Source organism: Arcicella gelida (assembly GCF_034931025.1).
Taxonomy (GTDB): Bacteria; Bacteroidota; Bacteroidia; order Cytophagales; family Spirosomataceae; genus Arcicella; species Arcicella gelida.
Window position 1 is genome coordinate 83,876 of the sequence record NZ_JAYGIL010000011.1, and the last position, 15,257, is coordinate 99,132.

A 15,257-nucleotide genomic window follows, 5' to 3' on the forward strand; every position below is an offset into this window, starting at 1 on the left:
TCATGCGTGGCAACTGCAAGGGTTGCCGCTACCACAAATTATTGATTAAGAAACAAAAAGTCCAGATTGAAATTTCAATCTGGACTTTCTATTTATGTTTGCTCATTGCTAAAATCTCAAAGCAAACAGCTCCTAATAATATTTCTCAGCGACTAGATAGTTTTTTACATAGTCGTTCACGCCTTCTTCTAATGTTGTAAAGTTTTTATCATATCCTATTGATTGTAGTTTAGACATATTTGCTTCTGTAAAGTATTGGTATTTATCTCTGATATCTTCAGGAGTATCGATAAATGAAATGTTTTCTGGAACATCTAATGCTTTGAAAGTATTTTTTACCAAATCCAAGAAAGTACGAGCTTTGCCAGAACCAAGATTATAAATACCAGAATTGCGGCGATGGTGCATTAAGTAAATACATACTTCCACAACATCTTTCACATAAATAAAATCACGCATTTGTTCACCGTCTTTGTAATCCTCATTGTGCGAGCGAAAAAGTTTCATTTCGCCAGTATTTTTGATTTGGTTGACAGTATGCCAAATCACTGATGCCATTCTGCCTTTATGAAATTCGTTTGGTCCATAGACATTAAAGAATTTCAAACCAGCCCAAAAGAAAGGTTGCTCTTCTTGTTTCAATGCCCAAATGTCAAAATCGTTTTTAGATTCGCCATAAGGATTCAAAGGCTTTAATTGTGGAATTAAAGACTCGTTATCATCATAACCAAATTCACCCAAACCATAAGTAGCAGCCGACGAAGCATATACTAATGGAATTTGGTAATCGTGACACTTTTTCCAGATTTTCTTTGAGTAATTCAAATTCAATTTATTGAAAATATCAATATTGAATTCAGTAGTATCTGTTCTCGCACCGATGTGAAAACAGAACTCAACTTCCTGATAATTTGCGTCTAGCCACTCAAAAAAGTGTTCTCTATCAACTCTTTCCTGAATTTTTTTACCATCAAGATTTTTATTTTTCTGTTCGTCAGAAAAATCATCAACGGCGATGATATAATTGAAATTATCTTGATTCAAACGCTGAATCAAGCAACTTCCAATAAATCCTGCGGCACCCGTAACAATAATCATAGAGTAGCAATTATTAAAATTGTATTTATACGTGTTAGGTAAATTTAAAAAACTATCAAAATTAAAATTAAGTTTCCATTTAAACTATACACAGATTTTGGAAAAAATATAATCTTTCCAAGATTTGTGTGAGTTTTTTACTTTTATAATCAAGTTCTATACTGATTTTGTTCAAAAACGTTAAGTAAAAATGCTTATTCAATAGAATTGAATTTATTCATGAAAGACTGATATTCTTAGATTTAATTTTTTTGAGAATAAATTCATTGTAATTTTGCACCCTATTCATATTTATAGGTACTTATTGCTACTGTTTTCCCAATAATACCTTCACTTGTAAACACTGAAAACAATGGTTTATGTAAGTCGTAAAGAGCATTTTAATGCTGCGCACAGATTGTATAATTTGAGTTGGTCTGAGGTGAAAAATCGTGAAGTTTTCGGGCCTTGTGCTAATGTTAATTGGCACGGTCATAATTTTGAATTAATTGTTACAGTAAAAGGTAAACCAGACCCAGATACTGGTTTTGTAATTGATTTAAAAGTATTGGGCGATATTATCAAGCAAGAAGTCATTGAAAAAGTAGATCATAAAAACCTAAATCTTGATGTAGATTTTATGCAAGGTAAAATGGCAAGTTGTGAAATTTTTGTGATGGAAATCTGGAAAATATTAGCACCAAAGATTTCAGCTGTTTCAGCCACAGCTAAGTTACACAGCCTTCAATTGTACGAAACACAAAAGAATTTTGTAGAATACTTCGGTGAAGAGTAATAATACTATTGATTTTGGATTTCGGAAATACGATATTCGATATATTTTGAGAATAGCTCCGAAGTTCAAAATCCGAAATCCAAAATCAAATGAAATATTATATCATCGCTGGTGAACGTTCGGGAGATTTACACGGTTCGAACTTGATTAAAGGTATTCGAAAGCACGATGAATCTGCTGAAATCCGTGCTTGGGGTGGCGATATGATGCAACATGCTGGTGCAGAAATCGTAAAACATTACAGAGACCTTGCCTTTATGGGCTTCTTCGAGGTCGTAAAAAATCTTCCAACCATTTTAGGATTTCTTTCTTTTTGCAAAAAAGATATTTTGCAATTTCAGCCTGATGTTGTGATTCTGATTGATTATGCAGGATTTAATATGCGAGTTGCCAAATTTGCGAAGCTCAAAGGCATTAAAACTTTCTATTATATTTCACCAAAAGTATGGGCTTGGAATCAGTCGAGAGCCTTGAATTTAAAAAAGTATGTCGATAAATTGTTCGTCATCTTTCCCTTCGAAAAAGACTTTTTTAAAAAATATGATTATGAAGTAGATTATGTTGGCAATCCCTTATTTGATGCCATTGCAGATTTTACGCCAGCCAAAGATTTTAGGAAAGAAGCGAGATTAGGACAAAAACCAATCATCGCTTTATTGCCAGGAAGTAGAAAACAAGAAATTGATGGAATGCTGGCGATGATGTTGACTCAAGTATATCAATTTCCTGAATATCAGTTTGTGATTGCGGCAGTTTCTAATTTACCCAAAGAATTGTATGCCCGTTGGCAATCTATTTTCCCGATAAAAATTGTAGTCGATGATGCTTATAATTTATTGTCTATAGCCGATGCTGCTTTGGTTACTTCTGGAACAGCAACGTTGGAAACAGCACTGTTCAATGTGCCACAAGTAGTTTGTTATCGTGGAGGTTGGGCAGCTTATCAAGTTTATAAAAGAGTAATTAGAGTACCTTTTGTATCCTTAGTGAATTTAATTGCGGGTAGAAAAGTGGTGACAGAATTACTTCAATATGATTTGACGAAAGAAAATCTTCAAACAGAATTAACAAAAATCACAATTGACAAAGAAAGTAGAGCAGAGCAACTGAAAGGCTACGAAGAAATCAGAAATTTACTTGGCACAAAAGGTGCATCTGAAAAAGCAGGAGCTTTGATGGTGAATTACCTAAAGCAGTAAAACAAGATTTAACAAAATAGGCTTCACCGAAAGGAAGCCTATTTTGTTTTAGTATTTCAAGTAATTACTCACCCAAGATTTTTTGTAGCCACCAATTTTATCAAAAAACAGTGCGATTTGTTTCAAATCAGCATGAGAATCATTGCTTGTATAAAATGGTTCACTGATAACAATTCCTTTAATGGTATAATCAAAACCAATCATGACAATGGGAATATCTGCGTTTTTAGCAATAAAGTAAAAGCCCATTTTTAATTTTTCAACATCTTTTCTAGTGCCTTCTGGTGCAATTACTAAATGTAATTCTTCTTTTGAATTATATAAAGTACTCACTGCTTTTACTACTTGATTATTACTTGAACGATCTACGGGATAACCACCAAGCCAATAAAACATCCAACCAAAAGGACCTTCAAATAATTCTTTTTTTCCGAGAAAACCCATTTTAACGCCAATGGCAGCTCTCGCACCGATTCCCACAGGGAAATCAACTGATTGTGCATGTGGAGCAACAATCAAAATACTCTTTTTGATATGTTTTGGGAATGCACCAACCAATTTCCAGCCAGCTATTTTAAAAAGAAATTTGAATAAGAAATTAAACATTTTAATGTGAATTGATAATTAATATTAGTTTGGATGATTGACTATTGCTTTTGAAGTTAATGTTTTTAAAAACAATAGTCAATTATTTAGCAGCAAAATCAATTTGCATAAATGGATAAGGTGTGAAGCAAAGGATAAAAATAATCAATGAAAGCCAGCCTAATAATTTTCTTTTGAAATCTAAAGGTTCATCAATTTCAACTTCTGGATGATAAATGCCTAAAAATCTACCGAGTAAAAACAAGAAAGGTAAAAAGCCTGAAAAACCTTGTATGTTTGCAATAGATGGAATGTAAGTTAACAATAATTGACCAACAACAACGCTTAAACTTAATACCCAAGAAGTAAGTTGGTTATCGGAAATTCTTGAAAAACAAATTCTGAGGAAAAGTACATAAGCCAATAGCCAAGTAAAAAAATCTGACTCAGATTGATAATAGCCTGTTGCTCCGATGTTTTTAATATCTTCAATCGTAAACATTCCATAACCTGCAAAAAAAGCAAAAGCGATAAAAATGATTGGAGAAACGATATTAAAATTCTTTTTACCAATTAATCCATACAAAATATGTCCGCCATCTAATTGTCCGATTGGGAACAAATTCAATGCTGTAAAAAACAATGATAAATATCCCGCCCAAATTAATGGATAGTGCATGATTTCAAAATTGGGAGGCAAAAGATTAGGGTCGGCAACGTAATTTTTAAAGAATTTGAAAAGTAAGTTGTCTCCCAACACCGTTTGTCCATTCATAAACTTTGGAATTCTCATTACCTCACTTGGATAATTTTTCCCAAACTGTTGATAATCTGGATGAATCGAGAAAATATGTTCAAATGGAGGTAGATGAGTGAAACCGTAGTACAAAACCACCAAAGCCACCACAAAACCAGCTAATGGACCAGCAATGCCAATGTCAAAATATTGTTTTCTTGAACGGGTCTTTCCTGTAATGCGAATAACAGCCCCTAAAGTGCCGATATTGATTGCAGAAAAAATGCTTAGAAACATTGGAATGTAATAAGGTAATGATGTTCTAATTTTATAATATCTTGCCGTGAAATAATGACCAAATTCATGACAAGTAAGAATACCTAAGAAGGGTAGAGAGAAATTTAATCCTTGCCAGAAATCGTCAGGAAAATGTAGGAGATAAGGTTCTGGAACAAAGAAAAAAGCCTTGGCAGTCATTGCTTCTGCACCTGCCAAGGTTGTTGTGATTAAAGTAACGATGAAAAGAACCGCTTGAATAATCTCTTTTTTATACTTCATTTGAAAATAAATCTAAAATCGTAAATTCATTAGGAACAATTTGCTTAGTTTGAATTCCTAAAGTGGCTGCTCCTTCTAAATTTGCTAACAGGTCATCCAAGAATAAGGTTTCAGAAGCAACAAGGTTTGCTTGTTTGAGTACCTCTTCATAAATATCCACTTCAGGTTTTAGTTTTCCCATTTCATAAGATAGAAAAACATAATCAAAGATTTCACTAAAGTGTTTTACGCCTGCACAACGTTCTAAAATTCTTTCAACTTCCAGAAAATGGATATGACTAGTATTTGAAAGAATATAAATTTTATATTTTGTTGCTAATTTTTTGATAAGTTCAATTCTTGCAGGGTCGATGTCCATCAATAAACCACAGAAAGCAGTATCAATTTGTTCATCACTTGCAGTGATTTTGAGTTCCTCACGAATTTCCGCTCTGAATTCAGCATCAGTCAATTGCCCTTTTTCGTATCTCGACCAGATTTGTTTTTCTTTCAAAATTCTTTCACTTTCTCGCCAATTTACATTTTCAGAGATTTCAGTAAAAGCTTTGAAGGTTCTTTCAAAGTCAATGTCGATAATTACGTTTCCTAAATCGAAGATGATATTTTTCACTAATTGTATGCACCCATGCCACCGAATTTGTCAACTCTTTGGTTGATTCTTTCAGTTGGACTAAGTTTTTGAAGTTCAGAAATAGTATTTAGAATTACTTTTTTAACGGTTTGCGTAGCAGTTGCATAGTCAAGATGTGCGCCACCAAGTGGTTCAGGAATAATGCCATCGACTAAACCATTGTTTAACATATCCGTTGCTGTTAGTTTCAATGCTTCAGCTGCTTGTTCTTTGAAATCCCAAGAACGCCATAAAATTGATGAACAAGATTCTGGAGAAATTACAGAATACCAAGTGTTTTCTAGCATCAATACTCTGTCGCCAATGGCAATACCCAATGCACCACCCGAGGCTCCTTCACCAATGATGATACAAATAACAGGTACTTTCAACATGAACATATCACGGATATTTCTTGCAATTGCTTCACCCTGTCCACGTTCTTCGGCTTCTAAGCCTGGAAACGCACCTGGAGTATCAATTAACGTAACAATAGGTTTACCAAATTTTTCAGCCATTTTCATTAAACGAAGTGCTTTACGATAGCCTTCTGGATTTGGCATTCCGAAATTACGTAACTGACGTTGTTTGGTATTTCTACCTTTTTGCTGACCGATAATCATTACCGTTTCGCCATCAATTTTACCAAAACCACCAACCATTGCTTTATCGTCTCCAACGTTTCTATCGCCATAAATTTCGATAAATTCATCACAGATATTTTCGATATAATCTAAAGTATAAGGGCGTTCTGGATGACGAGAAAGCTGTACTCTTTGCCAGCGAGTTAGATTTGTAAAAGTTTCTTTTTTTAATTGTTCGATGTTTGCTTCCAATTGCGAAGCCGCAACAGTAACATCAACATTATTATCAATTGCCAATTTTTTCATTTCAGCTAGTTTTGACTCTAGCTCGGCAATGGGTTTTTCAAAATCTAATAAAGTACGCATATTTAGTTTTTTACGGTTATAAAATTATCCGTTGACTATTTTTAGGAAAGGTAAATTTCAGTGATTTTAACTGAAGTTTAAAAAATATTCTCGCAAAATTAGACAAATATCAACCTAAAAGAAAAGACTGACCAAATTTTTGAGATTTGAGCAGTCTTTTCTTTTACTATAAAATATATTCTTGTCCCATTTCTGGAATCTCAATGTCTGAGTAACCTTCGTCTTCAAGTAAAGCTTTAAAAGTATTCATACTTTCTTCTTCGCCATGAATTAAAAATACTTTTTTAAGCTTTTTAGGAGATTGTTTTTTGACAAAATTAAGCAAATCTGACTGGTCGCCATGACCTGAAAAAATATCTATTTTCTCAACATTAGCTAAAACTTGATATTCTACATCCTTGATTTTCAGCGACTTTTGTCCATTCATTAAACGCCAACCCAAAGTTCCTTCAGAAGAGTAACCTACTAATAAAATAGTACAATAAACATTGTTGATATTGGCTGCAATGTGTTGTTCTACTCTACCACCAGAAATCATTCCTGATGCCGAAATAATGATACAAGGCTCGGCATAATTCGAAATGGCTTTACTTGATTTTTCACTTTGAATGTATTGTAAATTTTCAAAATCGAATAAAGAATCATTTTCTTCTTGAAAATCTCTGGCTTCTTTGTTAAGCTGCTTGATATTTTTCTGATAAACTTTTGTAGAAGCATAAGCCAAAGGGCTATCACTGAATACTTTAATTGGGCTAAAGCCTTTTTCAGAATATAATCTGTTCAAAGTATAAAGTAAAGCTTGTGTTCTACCAATTGAAAAAGCTGGAATAATTAATCTTCCCGGAATATCAATACAAGTACGTTGAATAATTTCTGCTAAAGCGTCTTCTGGTGTTTTTTTATCTTCGTGCAATCTGCCTCCATAAGTAGTTTCACAGAGTAAATAATCTACTTCTGGAATTTCAGTAGAAGGATCGATATGAAGCGGATAGTCTTTTCGACCAATGTCACCAGAAAAGCAGATACTTTTCATTACTCCATTTTCTTGTACTTCAACGATGATATGTGCTGCACCCAATAAATGCCCAGCAGGAATAAATGTCACCCAAGCATTATCAGCAACTCTGAAACGTCTATGAAATTGAAGCGTGACAAAATTTGCCATGGCATCTTCAACATCTTTTTGTAAATATAAATCGCCTTTAATGAGCAATCTATCCATCTTTTTTTTCTTCTTATTACTATCACCCTCGGCTTGTTTTACTTTTTTTAAGTTTAAGTTAGCCGCATCGTATAATAAAAGACTTGTTAAATCGGCTGTAGCAGAAGTACAAAGTACTTGTCCTTCATAACCTTCACGATATAACATGGGTATATTTCCAGAATGATCTATGTGTGCGTGTGTAAGTAGAACTAAATTTACTTGAGAGGCTTCAAAAGGGAAAAATGCTTTATTGGTAACAGGTTGGGTATAATCAACTTCTCGCCCCATATTTCTTCCACAATCAATTAGAATCTTAAACTCATCATCTAATTCAAGTAAATACATACTACCCGTCACCTGCCTCGTAGCTCCCCAAAAAGTTAATTTCATTATATGTATTTTATGTTTTAAATCCTTGTTGGTAATTAGTGTAATTTTACAAAGATATTAAAAAGAGCTTCAATTGTCATGGATGTATTTTCTCAAAATTGAAAATATTACAGAAAGTATTTGTCAATCTGTGATTTATCCTCCAAAATTTTGTGTGATTCTACTAAATGGACTGTTTTCAGTTTTGTAAGGATTTTTACTGAGGCGAATGGCACATCCCATTACTTTATAGTTTTTATTTAAAAGATTGGCACGATGTCCGGGCGAACTCATCCATTCGTTTACAATATTGATTGCCAGTTCTTTATAGGTTTGCATTGGGATTTGTTTTTCAGTATCACAATCAATATATTGAAAATCTCCACCTTTTCTTTTGGGTTCAATAATACAAAAAGTATCGTATTTCGACTGGATGATGTCAAATTCTGCAATATTTTCAGCCATTTGAGAAAACTCATTTGTTTGGCTCAATACTCTTTTCGATAAATTCCTATTGTTTTTACTGTATGGATTTTCGTGGCTATAGAAATTCTTAGAAATCATGGCTTCTGAATGTTCACTAGCGATACGGTGTAATATCGTAGAATATGAAAAGAGCGGAAGGCGATATTTCTTTCTTTGTAAATTACTTGCATGAAATAGTGCAACATCTAATAATTCATAATTCGGATGGCGAGCATCAATGACTTGATTGGCAATTGCCGATTTTAGAAAATCATCAGCATTACTTTCATAAAGCGAAGAATCTGATTGGAAAAAGAGACTTTCAAAACAGATTGCAATTAAAAAAAGATACTTCATACCTGTATAAATGTTTTTTCATTTAAACGTATGAAGTATCCACGATAGTCTATTTTGCGAAATCTGCCGCTAATTTATTTAAGGTTTCATCAGAAGCTTTTCCAGAAGTAATTACAGTACGATAACGGAAAGTAACAGATTGTTTTGGTGCTAAAGTAAGATTTAATTCTTTTTTGTCTTTACTAAAAACTTTCTCCCCTAAAGGATTGGCGGCAAAAAGTCCATAACCACGAGCATGCCAATAAGTAGGATAATTTACATTTTTAGGATGGTCGATGATGGCGATAGAAATATCTTCATCTTTGATTTTTCCAGCTAAGTTTGTCCACTTTCCACGAGTACTCCAGACATTTTCACCTTCGATGCCTTCGCTACTTCTATAATTACCAGTAATACCTGTATTGTCTAATTTATCAACTTTGGTTTCAATACCACTTGCATCTACAAAAACATCAGGTTTATCTGATGGATGTTCTAATTCACGAGCTACTCTGATAGCAAAAAAGCCATCTTTTACGTCTTTAAAAACAACTTCTTTATCTTGTGCCGTTAAAGTTGTAATTCTATCAATAATACGTTGGTCGCCTTTTGAATGAAAAACGTAAGTTGTTTTTTCTTTCAATAATAAATTTCCTTTCCCATCTGCATCAATCCAATCTGCTGTAACAGCTAAACTAGCTTTGCCATTTCCACCTTTACTTTCTACAATGCCAGTATGTTTAATCGTTCCATATTTAGAACGGTCTTTGATTGCCGTAGAGTTATTCCAGAAATCGAAGCCATTTACAGATTCATAATTAAGCCACATACCAACATGATGCGGGTGGTCAACTCTTTCACCTGCACGAGTTGCAAAAGGATAACCACGAGTAATGGTCGTGCCTTTTGAAGTAAGAATTGGAAATAATACAGGTTTTTTTAGAATAGCATCACTCGGATAGAAATAAGAAGTAAACGGTTTGTTATCTACCAAAACATCTACTTTGTTTTCAGCTTCTTTAACCACAAGTTTGATTTGATCTTTTTTCTGTTGAGCCACTCCGAATTGATAGCCAAATAAAAGTGAACAAAGCAATAAAACGTTTTTTTTCATGTGTATTTTGTTTGAGAGTTATTTCATTTAATTGTTTTATGCTACTCAAAGCAGAAAGTACTTTTTTTTTACTTGAAAGAATCTAAACTCCCCTCTTTTCTGATGACCAAATTCAACCAATATATTACTCCGACGAAAATAATCATTTCAAAAGCGTATTCTAAGGTGAAACGGATTTCAGCGAAATCTTTAAACTGAAGGAAAGGTTTGCCCGTTCTGAACCATAAAGAAGGTTGAAAAGAAGCGACAAATTGTATGAAAAAAGTAATGAGTAAGAACTTTTTATCTTTAAAAAAATCGAAGCCAAAGATTAAAGGCATTGCATATATAAAAATATAATTGGCATAAGAACCAACTTGAATAATCATCATCAAACCAAAAATTACTATCCAGATTTTGGGTACAAATTGCTGAATACTCAAATTCTTACTCAAATACGTTTGCCATAAAGCAAAGGAAAGAATGAAGAAAAGTCCAAGCCAATTCAGCAGTTTGATATTATTTGTAAGATTTAATGACCAAATAAATGGATTAGCGATAGACCAAAAATTTGGTGCCATCGGTTCTTGAGCAAGGCGAATGGGCATCAAGAAAGAAGTACCGCCATAATAAAATAGGAAAATAAGTACTGGCAAACCAACGATGCAATTGCCAATGATAAATTTTATTTTATTGTTGACTTTCAGCAATACCAAAGGAATGAATAGAACGAAAAAGGCTTTGGTGCTTAGTAATCCTAAACCTGTGATAATGCCTAATATCAAATCAGATTTTTTTCTTTGCCAACAATAAATCATTAAACAAGCGAAACCCCACATCCAAACATCTTCTTGCCCACCAATAATACAAAAAATAAAAGGAGCAGGTAAGAGTAAATAAATTAGTGTTTTAAATAAATCAGAAGCTTGGTTTTTGGAAGAGAAAGTATGTAGCGTAAGCCATAAAGCCAACAATTCTACTAAAACCATTGTTAAGGTTACGGCTTCTGCCGTATCCCAAATGTATAATAACAAAGCAGTAATATATGGAAAGAAGGGAGAGTACAATGATTCAAAATCTCTGTAAACCAATTTGAATTTACTGGCTTCTTGTGCTGATTTCCAAAAGATATAAACATCAGATTGTGCCTTTAGATGGAGAACAATGTAAATAATAACAAATGGAATTATCCTAAACAAGACTGATATAAGTAGGAAAGATTTTAATTTCCCCAGACTGCTGAAAAGTTGTTCTAGCTCTGTTCTGAATTTGAACGATAAGAAAGCAAGCAAGCAAAGTCCTGAGGCAATTAGTACTTTAAGGTAAACAATTCCATAAGTAGAGATGTCCATCATATTTTGATTATTTATACCGATAGGGTTTTTTAGGCTTTTGATTTATTTGAGGGAAATCAAAGATAATAAGTAAGTGAAAATTTTAAATAAATTACTTGTTTAAGCATAAGCAAATTTAGGGCTGTTTTATTTAAAAATTGAATTTTAATAAGTTTCAAGTAATAAAAATACATTGACTGCTTTTATTAGAAGACTAAATAAAATAAATAAACATTGAAAAATGAAGACAAAATTATATTTTTTCAAGATAGCTTTTGAAAGCAAGTGTTTAGCCTTATTTTTGAATTCTAAATTGGTTGTGTAGTTGTTTTTATTAGTTTTTAGTTGTTGATTTACCCAAATTTTATCAGAGTTAATCACAATTTGGCAAATAGCTATTTAACCATTTACCAAAAACAGTAAATTTTCCTATAATAATAAAAATGGCAGAAATCATAACCATGCCCAAAATGAGCGACACCATGACAGAAGGTGTTGTTGCAGAATGGCTCAAAAAAGTTGGTGACCCTTTAAAGACTGGTGACGGCTTGATTGCAGAAATCGAAACAGATAAAGCGACAATGGAGCTTGATTTGGACGAAAGAATGGATTTGAGCAATTTCAAAGATTGCCGAATTTTATACATTGGTTTAGAGAAAGGTAAGGCCGTACCAGTAGATAGCATTATTGCTATTATTGGTGAAAACGGTGAAGCTTACGAACATCTTTTAACTGGCGGTACTCCTGCCAAAGCTGATGTTCCTGCTACTCCAGAAGCACCAGCGGCAGTTGCTGAAACAGCTACTCCAGCTGTAGATACTTCTAATATTAAAGCAGAAGTAATTGGAATGCCTAAAATGTCGGATACGATGATGGAAGGTACTTTAGTTACTTGGTTAAAGAAAGTTGGTGATACAATTAAAGCGGGAGATGCTCTTTTAGCTGAAGTTGAAACCGATAAAGCGACAATGGAATTTGATTTAGATAATTTCATTGATGTTACTAAATACAATCCATGTACTTTATTGTACATCGGTATTGAAGAAGGTAAAACAGTAAACGTTGATGATGTTATAGCTGTAATCGGAGAACCTGGTGCTGATTTTCAAGCCTTGCTAAGTGGTGGAAAAACGGCTTCTGCTTCAGCGACGGCGGCTCCTGTTGCTTCTGAAACACCTGCACCAGTAGCAAAAGCAGAAGAAACTGTGGTTGTATCTGATGCAGATGGAAGAGTAAAGGCTTCTCCATTAGCAAAAGCGTTAGCGAAAGATAAAGGTATTAATATTGCTCAAGTAAAAGGAACTGGCGAAAACGGAAGAGTAGTGAAAGCCGATGTTGATAGCTTTGTTCCAGCTGTTGTTGCACCGAAAACAGAAGCTCCAGCAAAAACTGCTGCTGCTAAACCTGCTTTTGTTCCGGTAGTTACTGGCGAAGAAAGTTATGAAGAATTCCCAGTGAATCAGATGCGTAAAACGATTGCTCGTCGTTTAGCTGAATCTAAATTCTCTGCTCCAGAATTCTATTTAACCATGGAAATTAACATGGATAAAGCAATGGCGGCAAGAGTATCAATGAATGAAATTTCACCAGTTAAAATTTCATTTAATGATATGGTAATTAAAGCAGTTGCTGTAGCTTTAACTAAACATCCAAAAGTGAATTCTTATTGGTTAGGAGATAAAATCAGAATCAACCACCACGTACATATCGGTATGGCTGTGGCTGTAGAAGATGGTTTATTAGTACCAGTAATTCGTTTTGCTAATACAAAATCACTTTCTCAGATTTCTGCAGAAGCGAAAGATTTAGGTGGAAAAGCAAAAAATAAACAATTACAACCTAAGGATTGGGAAGGAAATACTTTCACGGTAAGTAATTTAGGTATGTTCGGTATCGACGAGTTTACTTCTATCATTAACCAACCTGAATCTTGTATTTTGGCAGTTGGTGGTATCAAAGAAACTGTTGGTGTGAAAAACGGACAATTCTATGCTACTAACGTAATGAAAGTAACACTTACTTGTGATCACCGTACAGTTGATGGTGCAACAGGAGCTGCTTTCTTACAGACTTTTAAACAATTGTTGGAAGATCCTTATAAATTGTTAGTCTAGTCTTTAGATACAAAAAAGAAAGCGGGTGAAGATGTATTTCTTCACCCGCTTTCTTTTTAAGGCGTTTTGTTATTTAAAATTCAGAAAAGTATAAAAATAGTCTTTATCAGCTTTGGGAATTTGTTTTAAAGCGGTGTTTTTATAAATAGGATTGGTTGTTTCCCAAGCATCAGGGGTGATGTGTATTTCTTGATAAACACCATCTACATTGGCTCTGAGCCATACTTCCGTTGGTTCTATCCCTTCAGTTCTCCAACACATAGCTTCTAATTTTTTCTTGCCCACTTTGGTACGACAAGGCAGAATCTTTGGCGAATCAGCCCATTCTACAGCTTTGTGTTTTACCCAGTTTTTATGGTCATAACTTTGTTCTGTTTCCCAGTATTGAGGAATCATATCAAGATAAGCATCAGCACCACCATTTGTCATTAACATTTTTATACCTGCGAAAAAGCCAATGTAAGTGTCATGAGCTTTATTATCAATAAAAGAATTTTTATCCCATTGATGTAAATCAACATTGTTCATATAATTGATGGTAACAATATCAAAAGCATAGCGTCTTCCTGCCATTTTACCTCTATGTTCCATTACTTCATCTGGAACAGTATTTCCATTAGCTAATTTTACATAAGGGTTTAAACCTATTGGACCTTTGTCAGCGATTACTTTCGTTAACATCTTATTTCTGCGGTTATTGAGTTTGTACCTGCAATACCATGACTGCCATTCCAATAAAGTGCCTGCTCTGGCTAGGAAATGTTCCGTATTTCTCGTTACTCCGTATTTATTAATAATGATACTATTGCCGTTGCCTAAGTCAAAGTTTTCTCCCTGTCTTAAAAATTCATTCGAATAAAATGAGACTTCGTTACTTGGAATAATATTTGGGTAATCAATCGGTCTTTTATTAAAAACACCCTTTGACGGGATTGAAATAGGAGGGGTGGAAGCTTGCCAATCTTCTGAAAACTTTGCTTTTCTACTTGTATAATTTCCTTCAGCATCTGGATAATAAAACATTGCATTTTCTCCAGTTTCTCTATCGTGGATATACCCTAAAGTATTGATTGGACCACCATAATCAGAAGAAATATCACCTGTGGTATTTTCAGCCATGCCTATAAGTAATGCTCTGTGAAGTTCATCACCATAATCAGCTGTTCCATCTTCAACATCAATCGCAACTAAGCCTCTGTGCGATTTTCCTTTGATATTATCTCCCCAACCCATTGTTGCATCTAAAACGGTAGAACGCCCAAAATCATAAGCACCTTCTATACCTATACTAGAAAGTTTTTTTCCACCTTCCAAGCTTCCCTCAAAAAATCTATGCTGATATGGAATTGTACTAATAAAGTCTTGATAACTTTTGCCTACTACAGGATCTATATCGTTTGTCCATGCTCTTCCATGCTCCAAGTCATAGGAGTAAATGTATTCGAAGCCTCTTTTGCCATTTCCATGATAAAACTCTGGAACAATAGTCGCATTCCCCATTAAACCAACATCCCAAGGATTAAGATGATTATCCTTAAAAGGCTTTCCCCAAAAGTTCCACCATACTGCCCACTTCGGTCTGATATAACCTTGGGCATTTGTATAGCTCGGTATTTTAAAAGTCCCGATTAGATGTAAAGGAAGTTCGTTTACCTTTGTTTGGATGGCAATTTCCTTTGCTACATTGCTAATAGATAAAGGAGTATTGATGATTGTTTTTGTAGGAAGTACTTGTGTCTTTTTTGAAACATCATTAACCTTTTTATCCGATTGTTGAGCACATGAAACAAAAGAAATTAAGAAGAATAGCGAGAATGTTTTTTTCATTTTT

General features: G+C 34.0%; 13 protein-coding genes. 3 read left to right on the plus strand and 10 right to left on the minus strand.

Going from position 1 to position 15,257, the window contains the following annotated elements:
• Nucleotides 1-132 precede the first annotated feature (132 nt).
• A complete protein-coding gene (gene rfaD / locus VB776_RS10845; RefSeq protein ID WP_323328899.1) occupies nucleotides 133-1,098 on the minus strand; it encodes an ADP-glyceromanno-heptose 6-epimerase in 966 nt (321 codons plus the stop codon).
• A gap of 352 nt (nucleotides 1,099-1,450) precedes the next feature.
• On the opposite strand from rfaD, the gene VB776_RS10850 reads away from it, so the two are divergent.
• Together VB776_RS10850 and lpxB are read left to right on the plus strand one after the other, a co-directional pair.
• Nucleotides 1,451-1,873 carry a 6-pyruvoyl trahydropterin synthase family protein gene (locus VB776_RS10850; RefSeq protein ID WP_323328901.1) on the plus strand — a complete coding sequence of 141 codons (423 nt, stop codon included), beginning with the start codon at nucleotides 1,451-1,453 and terminating at the stop codon, nucleotides 1,871-1,873.
• An 89-nt stretch (nucleotides 1,874-1,962) separates the two neighbouring features.
• The gene (gene lpxB / locus VB776_RS10855) at nucleotides 1,963-3,072 is read left to right on the plus strand and encodes a lipid-A-disaccharide synthase (RefSeq protein WP_323328903.1); all 1,110 of its coding nucleotides are present in this window, start codon (nucleotides 1,963-1,965) and stop codon (nucleotides 3,070-3,072) included.
• Nucleotides 3,073-3,120: 48 nt separating this feature from the next.
• Here the strand turns inward: lpxB and VB776_RS10860 are convergent, their stop codons facing one another.
• From VB776_RS10860 to VB776_RS10895, 8 genes are all read right to left on the minus strand, one after another.
• Nucleotides 3,121-3,678, minus strand: a complete 558-nt coding sequence (locus VB776_RS10860; RefSeq protein WP_323328905.1) for a 1-acyl-sn-glycerol-3-phosphate acyltransferase — start codon at nucleotides 3,676-3,678, stop codon at nucleotides 3,121-3,123.
• 82 nt (nucleotides 3,679-3,760) lie between these two features.
• Complete coding sequence (locus tag VB776_RS10865) at nucleotides 3,761-4,951, minus strand: site-2 protease family protein (protein ID WP_323328908.1); 1,191 nt, start codon at nucleotides 4,949-4,951, stop codon at nucleotides 3,761-3,763.
• Nucleotides 4,941-5,561 (minus strand): HAD family hydrolase, encoded by a 621-nt coding sequence (locus tag VB776_RS10870; protein ID WP_323328910.1) that lies wholly within the window; start codon nucleotides 5,559-5,561, stop codon nucleotides 4,941-4,943. The genes VB776_RS10865 and VB776_RS10870 overlap by 11 nt, the downstream gene beginning before the upstream one ends.
• Nucleotides 5,561-6,511: an acetyl-CoA carboxylase carboxyltransferase subunit alpha gene (locus VB776_RS10875; RefSeq protein ID WP_323328912.1), complete on the minus strand. Its 951-nt coding sequence runs from the start codon at nucleotides 6,509-6,511 to the stop codon at nucleotides 5,561-5,563. The genes VB776_RS10870 and VB776_RS10875 overlap by 1 nt, the downstream gene beginning before the upstream one ends.
• A 166-nt stretch (nucleotides 6,512-6,677) precedes the next feature.
• Entirely contained in the window at nucleotides 6,678-8,105 is a 1,428-nt protein-coding gene (locus tag VB776_RS10880) for an MBL fold metallo-hydrolase (protein WP_323328915.1), read from the minus strand.
• Nucleotides 8,106-8,240: 135 nt separating this feature from the next.
• A complete protein-coding gene (locus tag VB776_RS10885; protein WP_323328917.1) occupies nucleotides 8,241-8,906 on the minus strand; it encodes a CAP domain-containing protein in 666 nt (221 codons plus the stop codon).
• Between the two features lie 49 nt (nucleotides 8,907-8,955).
• Entirely contained in the window at nucleotides 8,956-9,999 is a 1,044-nt protein-coding gene (locus VB776_RS10890) for a DUF6807 domain-containing protein (RefSeq protein WP_323328919.1), read from the minus strand.
• Between the two features lie 68 nt (nucleotides 10,000-10,067).
• Entirely contained in the window at nucleotides 10,068-11,333 is a 1,266-nt protein-coding gene (locus VB776_RS10895; RefSeq protein WP_323328922.1) for a hypothetical protein, read from the minus strand.
• Nucleotides 11,334-11,755: 422 nt separating this feature from the next.
• Between VB776_RS10895 and VB776_RS10900 the strand changes: the two genes are divergently transcribed.
• Nucleotides 11,756-13,426, plus strand: coding sequence for a pyruvate dehydrogenase complex dihydrolipoamide acetyltransferase (locus VB776_RS10900; RefSeq protein ID WP_323328924.1), 1,671 nt, complete (start codon nucleotides 11,756-11,758; stop codon nucleotides 13,424-13,426).
• Nucleotides 13,427-13,495: 69 nt separating this feature from the next.
• Here the strand turns inward: VB776_RS10900 and VB776_RS10905 are convergent, their stop codons facing one another.
• A complete protein-coding gene (locus tag VB776_RS10905) occupies nucleotides 13,496-15,253 on the minus strand; it encodes a hypothetical protein (RefSeq protein ID WP_323328926.1) in 1,758 nt (585 codons plus the stop codon).
• Between the last annotated feature and the right edge of the window lie 4 nt (nucleotides 15,254-15,257).

Coding starts and splice junctions, on each gene's coding strand:
- rfaD (WP_323328899.1), bottom strand. CDS start 1,098: ATGATTATTGTTACGGGTGCCGCAGGATTTATTGGAAGTTGCTTGATT.
- VB776_RS10850 (WP_323328901.1), top strand. CDS start 1,451: ATGGTTTATGTAAGTCGTAAAGAGCATTTTAATGCTGCGCACAGATTG.
- lpxB (WP_323328903.1), top strand. CDS start 1,963: ATGAAATATTATATCATCGCTGGTGAACGTTCGGGAGATTTACACGGT.
- VB776_RS10860 (WP_323328905.1), bottom strand. CDS start 3,678: ATGTTTAATTTCTTATTCAAATTTCTTTTTAAAATAGCTGGCTGGAAA.
- VB776_RS10865 (WP_323328908.1), bottom strand. CDS start 4,951: ATGAAGTATAAAAAAGAGATTATTCAAGCGGTTCTTTTCATCGTTACT.
- VB776_RS10875 (WP_323328912.1), bottom strand. CDS start 6,511: ATGCGTACTTTATTAGATTTTGAAAAACCCATTGCCGAGCTAGAGTCA.
- VB776_RS10880 (WP_323328915.1), bottom strand. CDS start 8,105: ATGAAATTAACTTTTTGGGGAGCTACGAGGCAGGTGACGGGTAGTATG.
- VB776_RS10885 (WP_323328917.1), bottom strand. CDS start 8,906: ATGAAGTATCTTTTTTTAATTGCAATCTGTTTTGAAAGTCTCTTTTTC.
- VB776_RS10890 (WP_323328919.1), bottom strand. CDS start 9,999: ATGAAAAAAAACGTTTTATTGCTTTGTTCACTTTTATTTGGCTATCAA.
- VB776_RS10895 (WP_323328922.1), bottom strand. CDS start 11,333: ATGATGGACATCTCTACTTATGGAATTGTTTACCTTAAAGTACTAATT.
- VB776_RS10900 (WP_323328924.1), top strand. CDS start 11,756: ATGGCAGAAATCATAACCATGCCCAAAATGAGCGACACCATGACAGAA.
- VB776_RS10905 (WP_323328926.1), bottom strand. CDS start 15,253: ATGAAAAAAACATTCTCGCTATTCTTCTTAATTTCTTTTGTTTCATGT.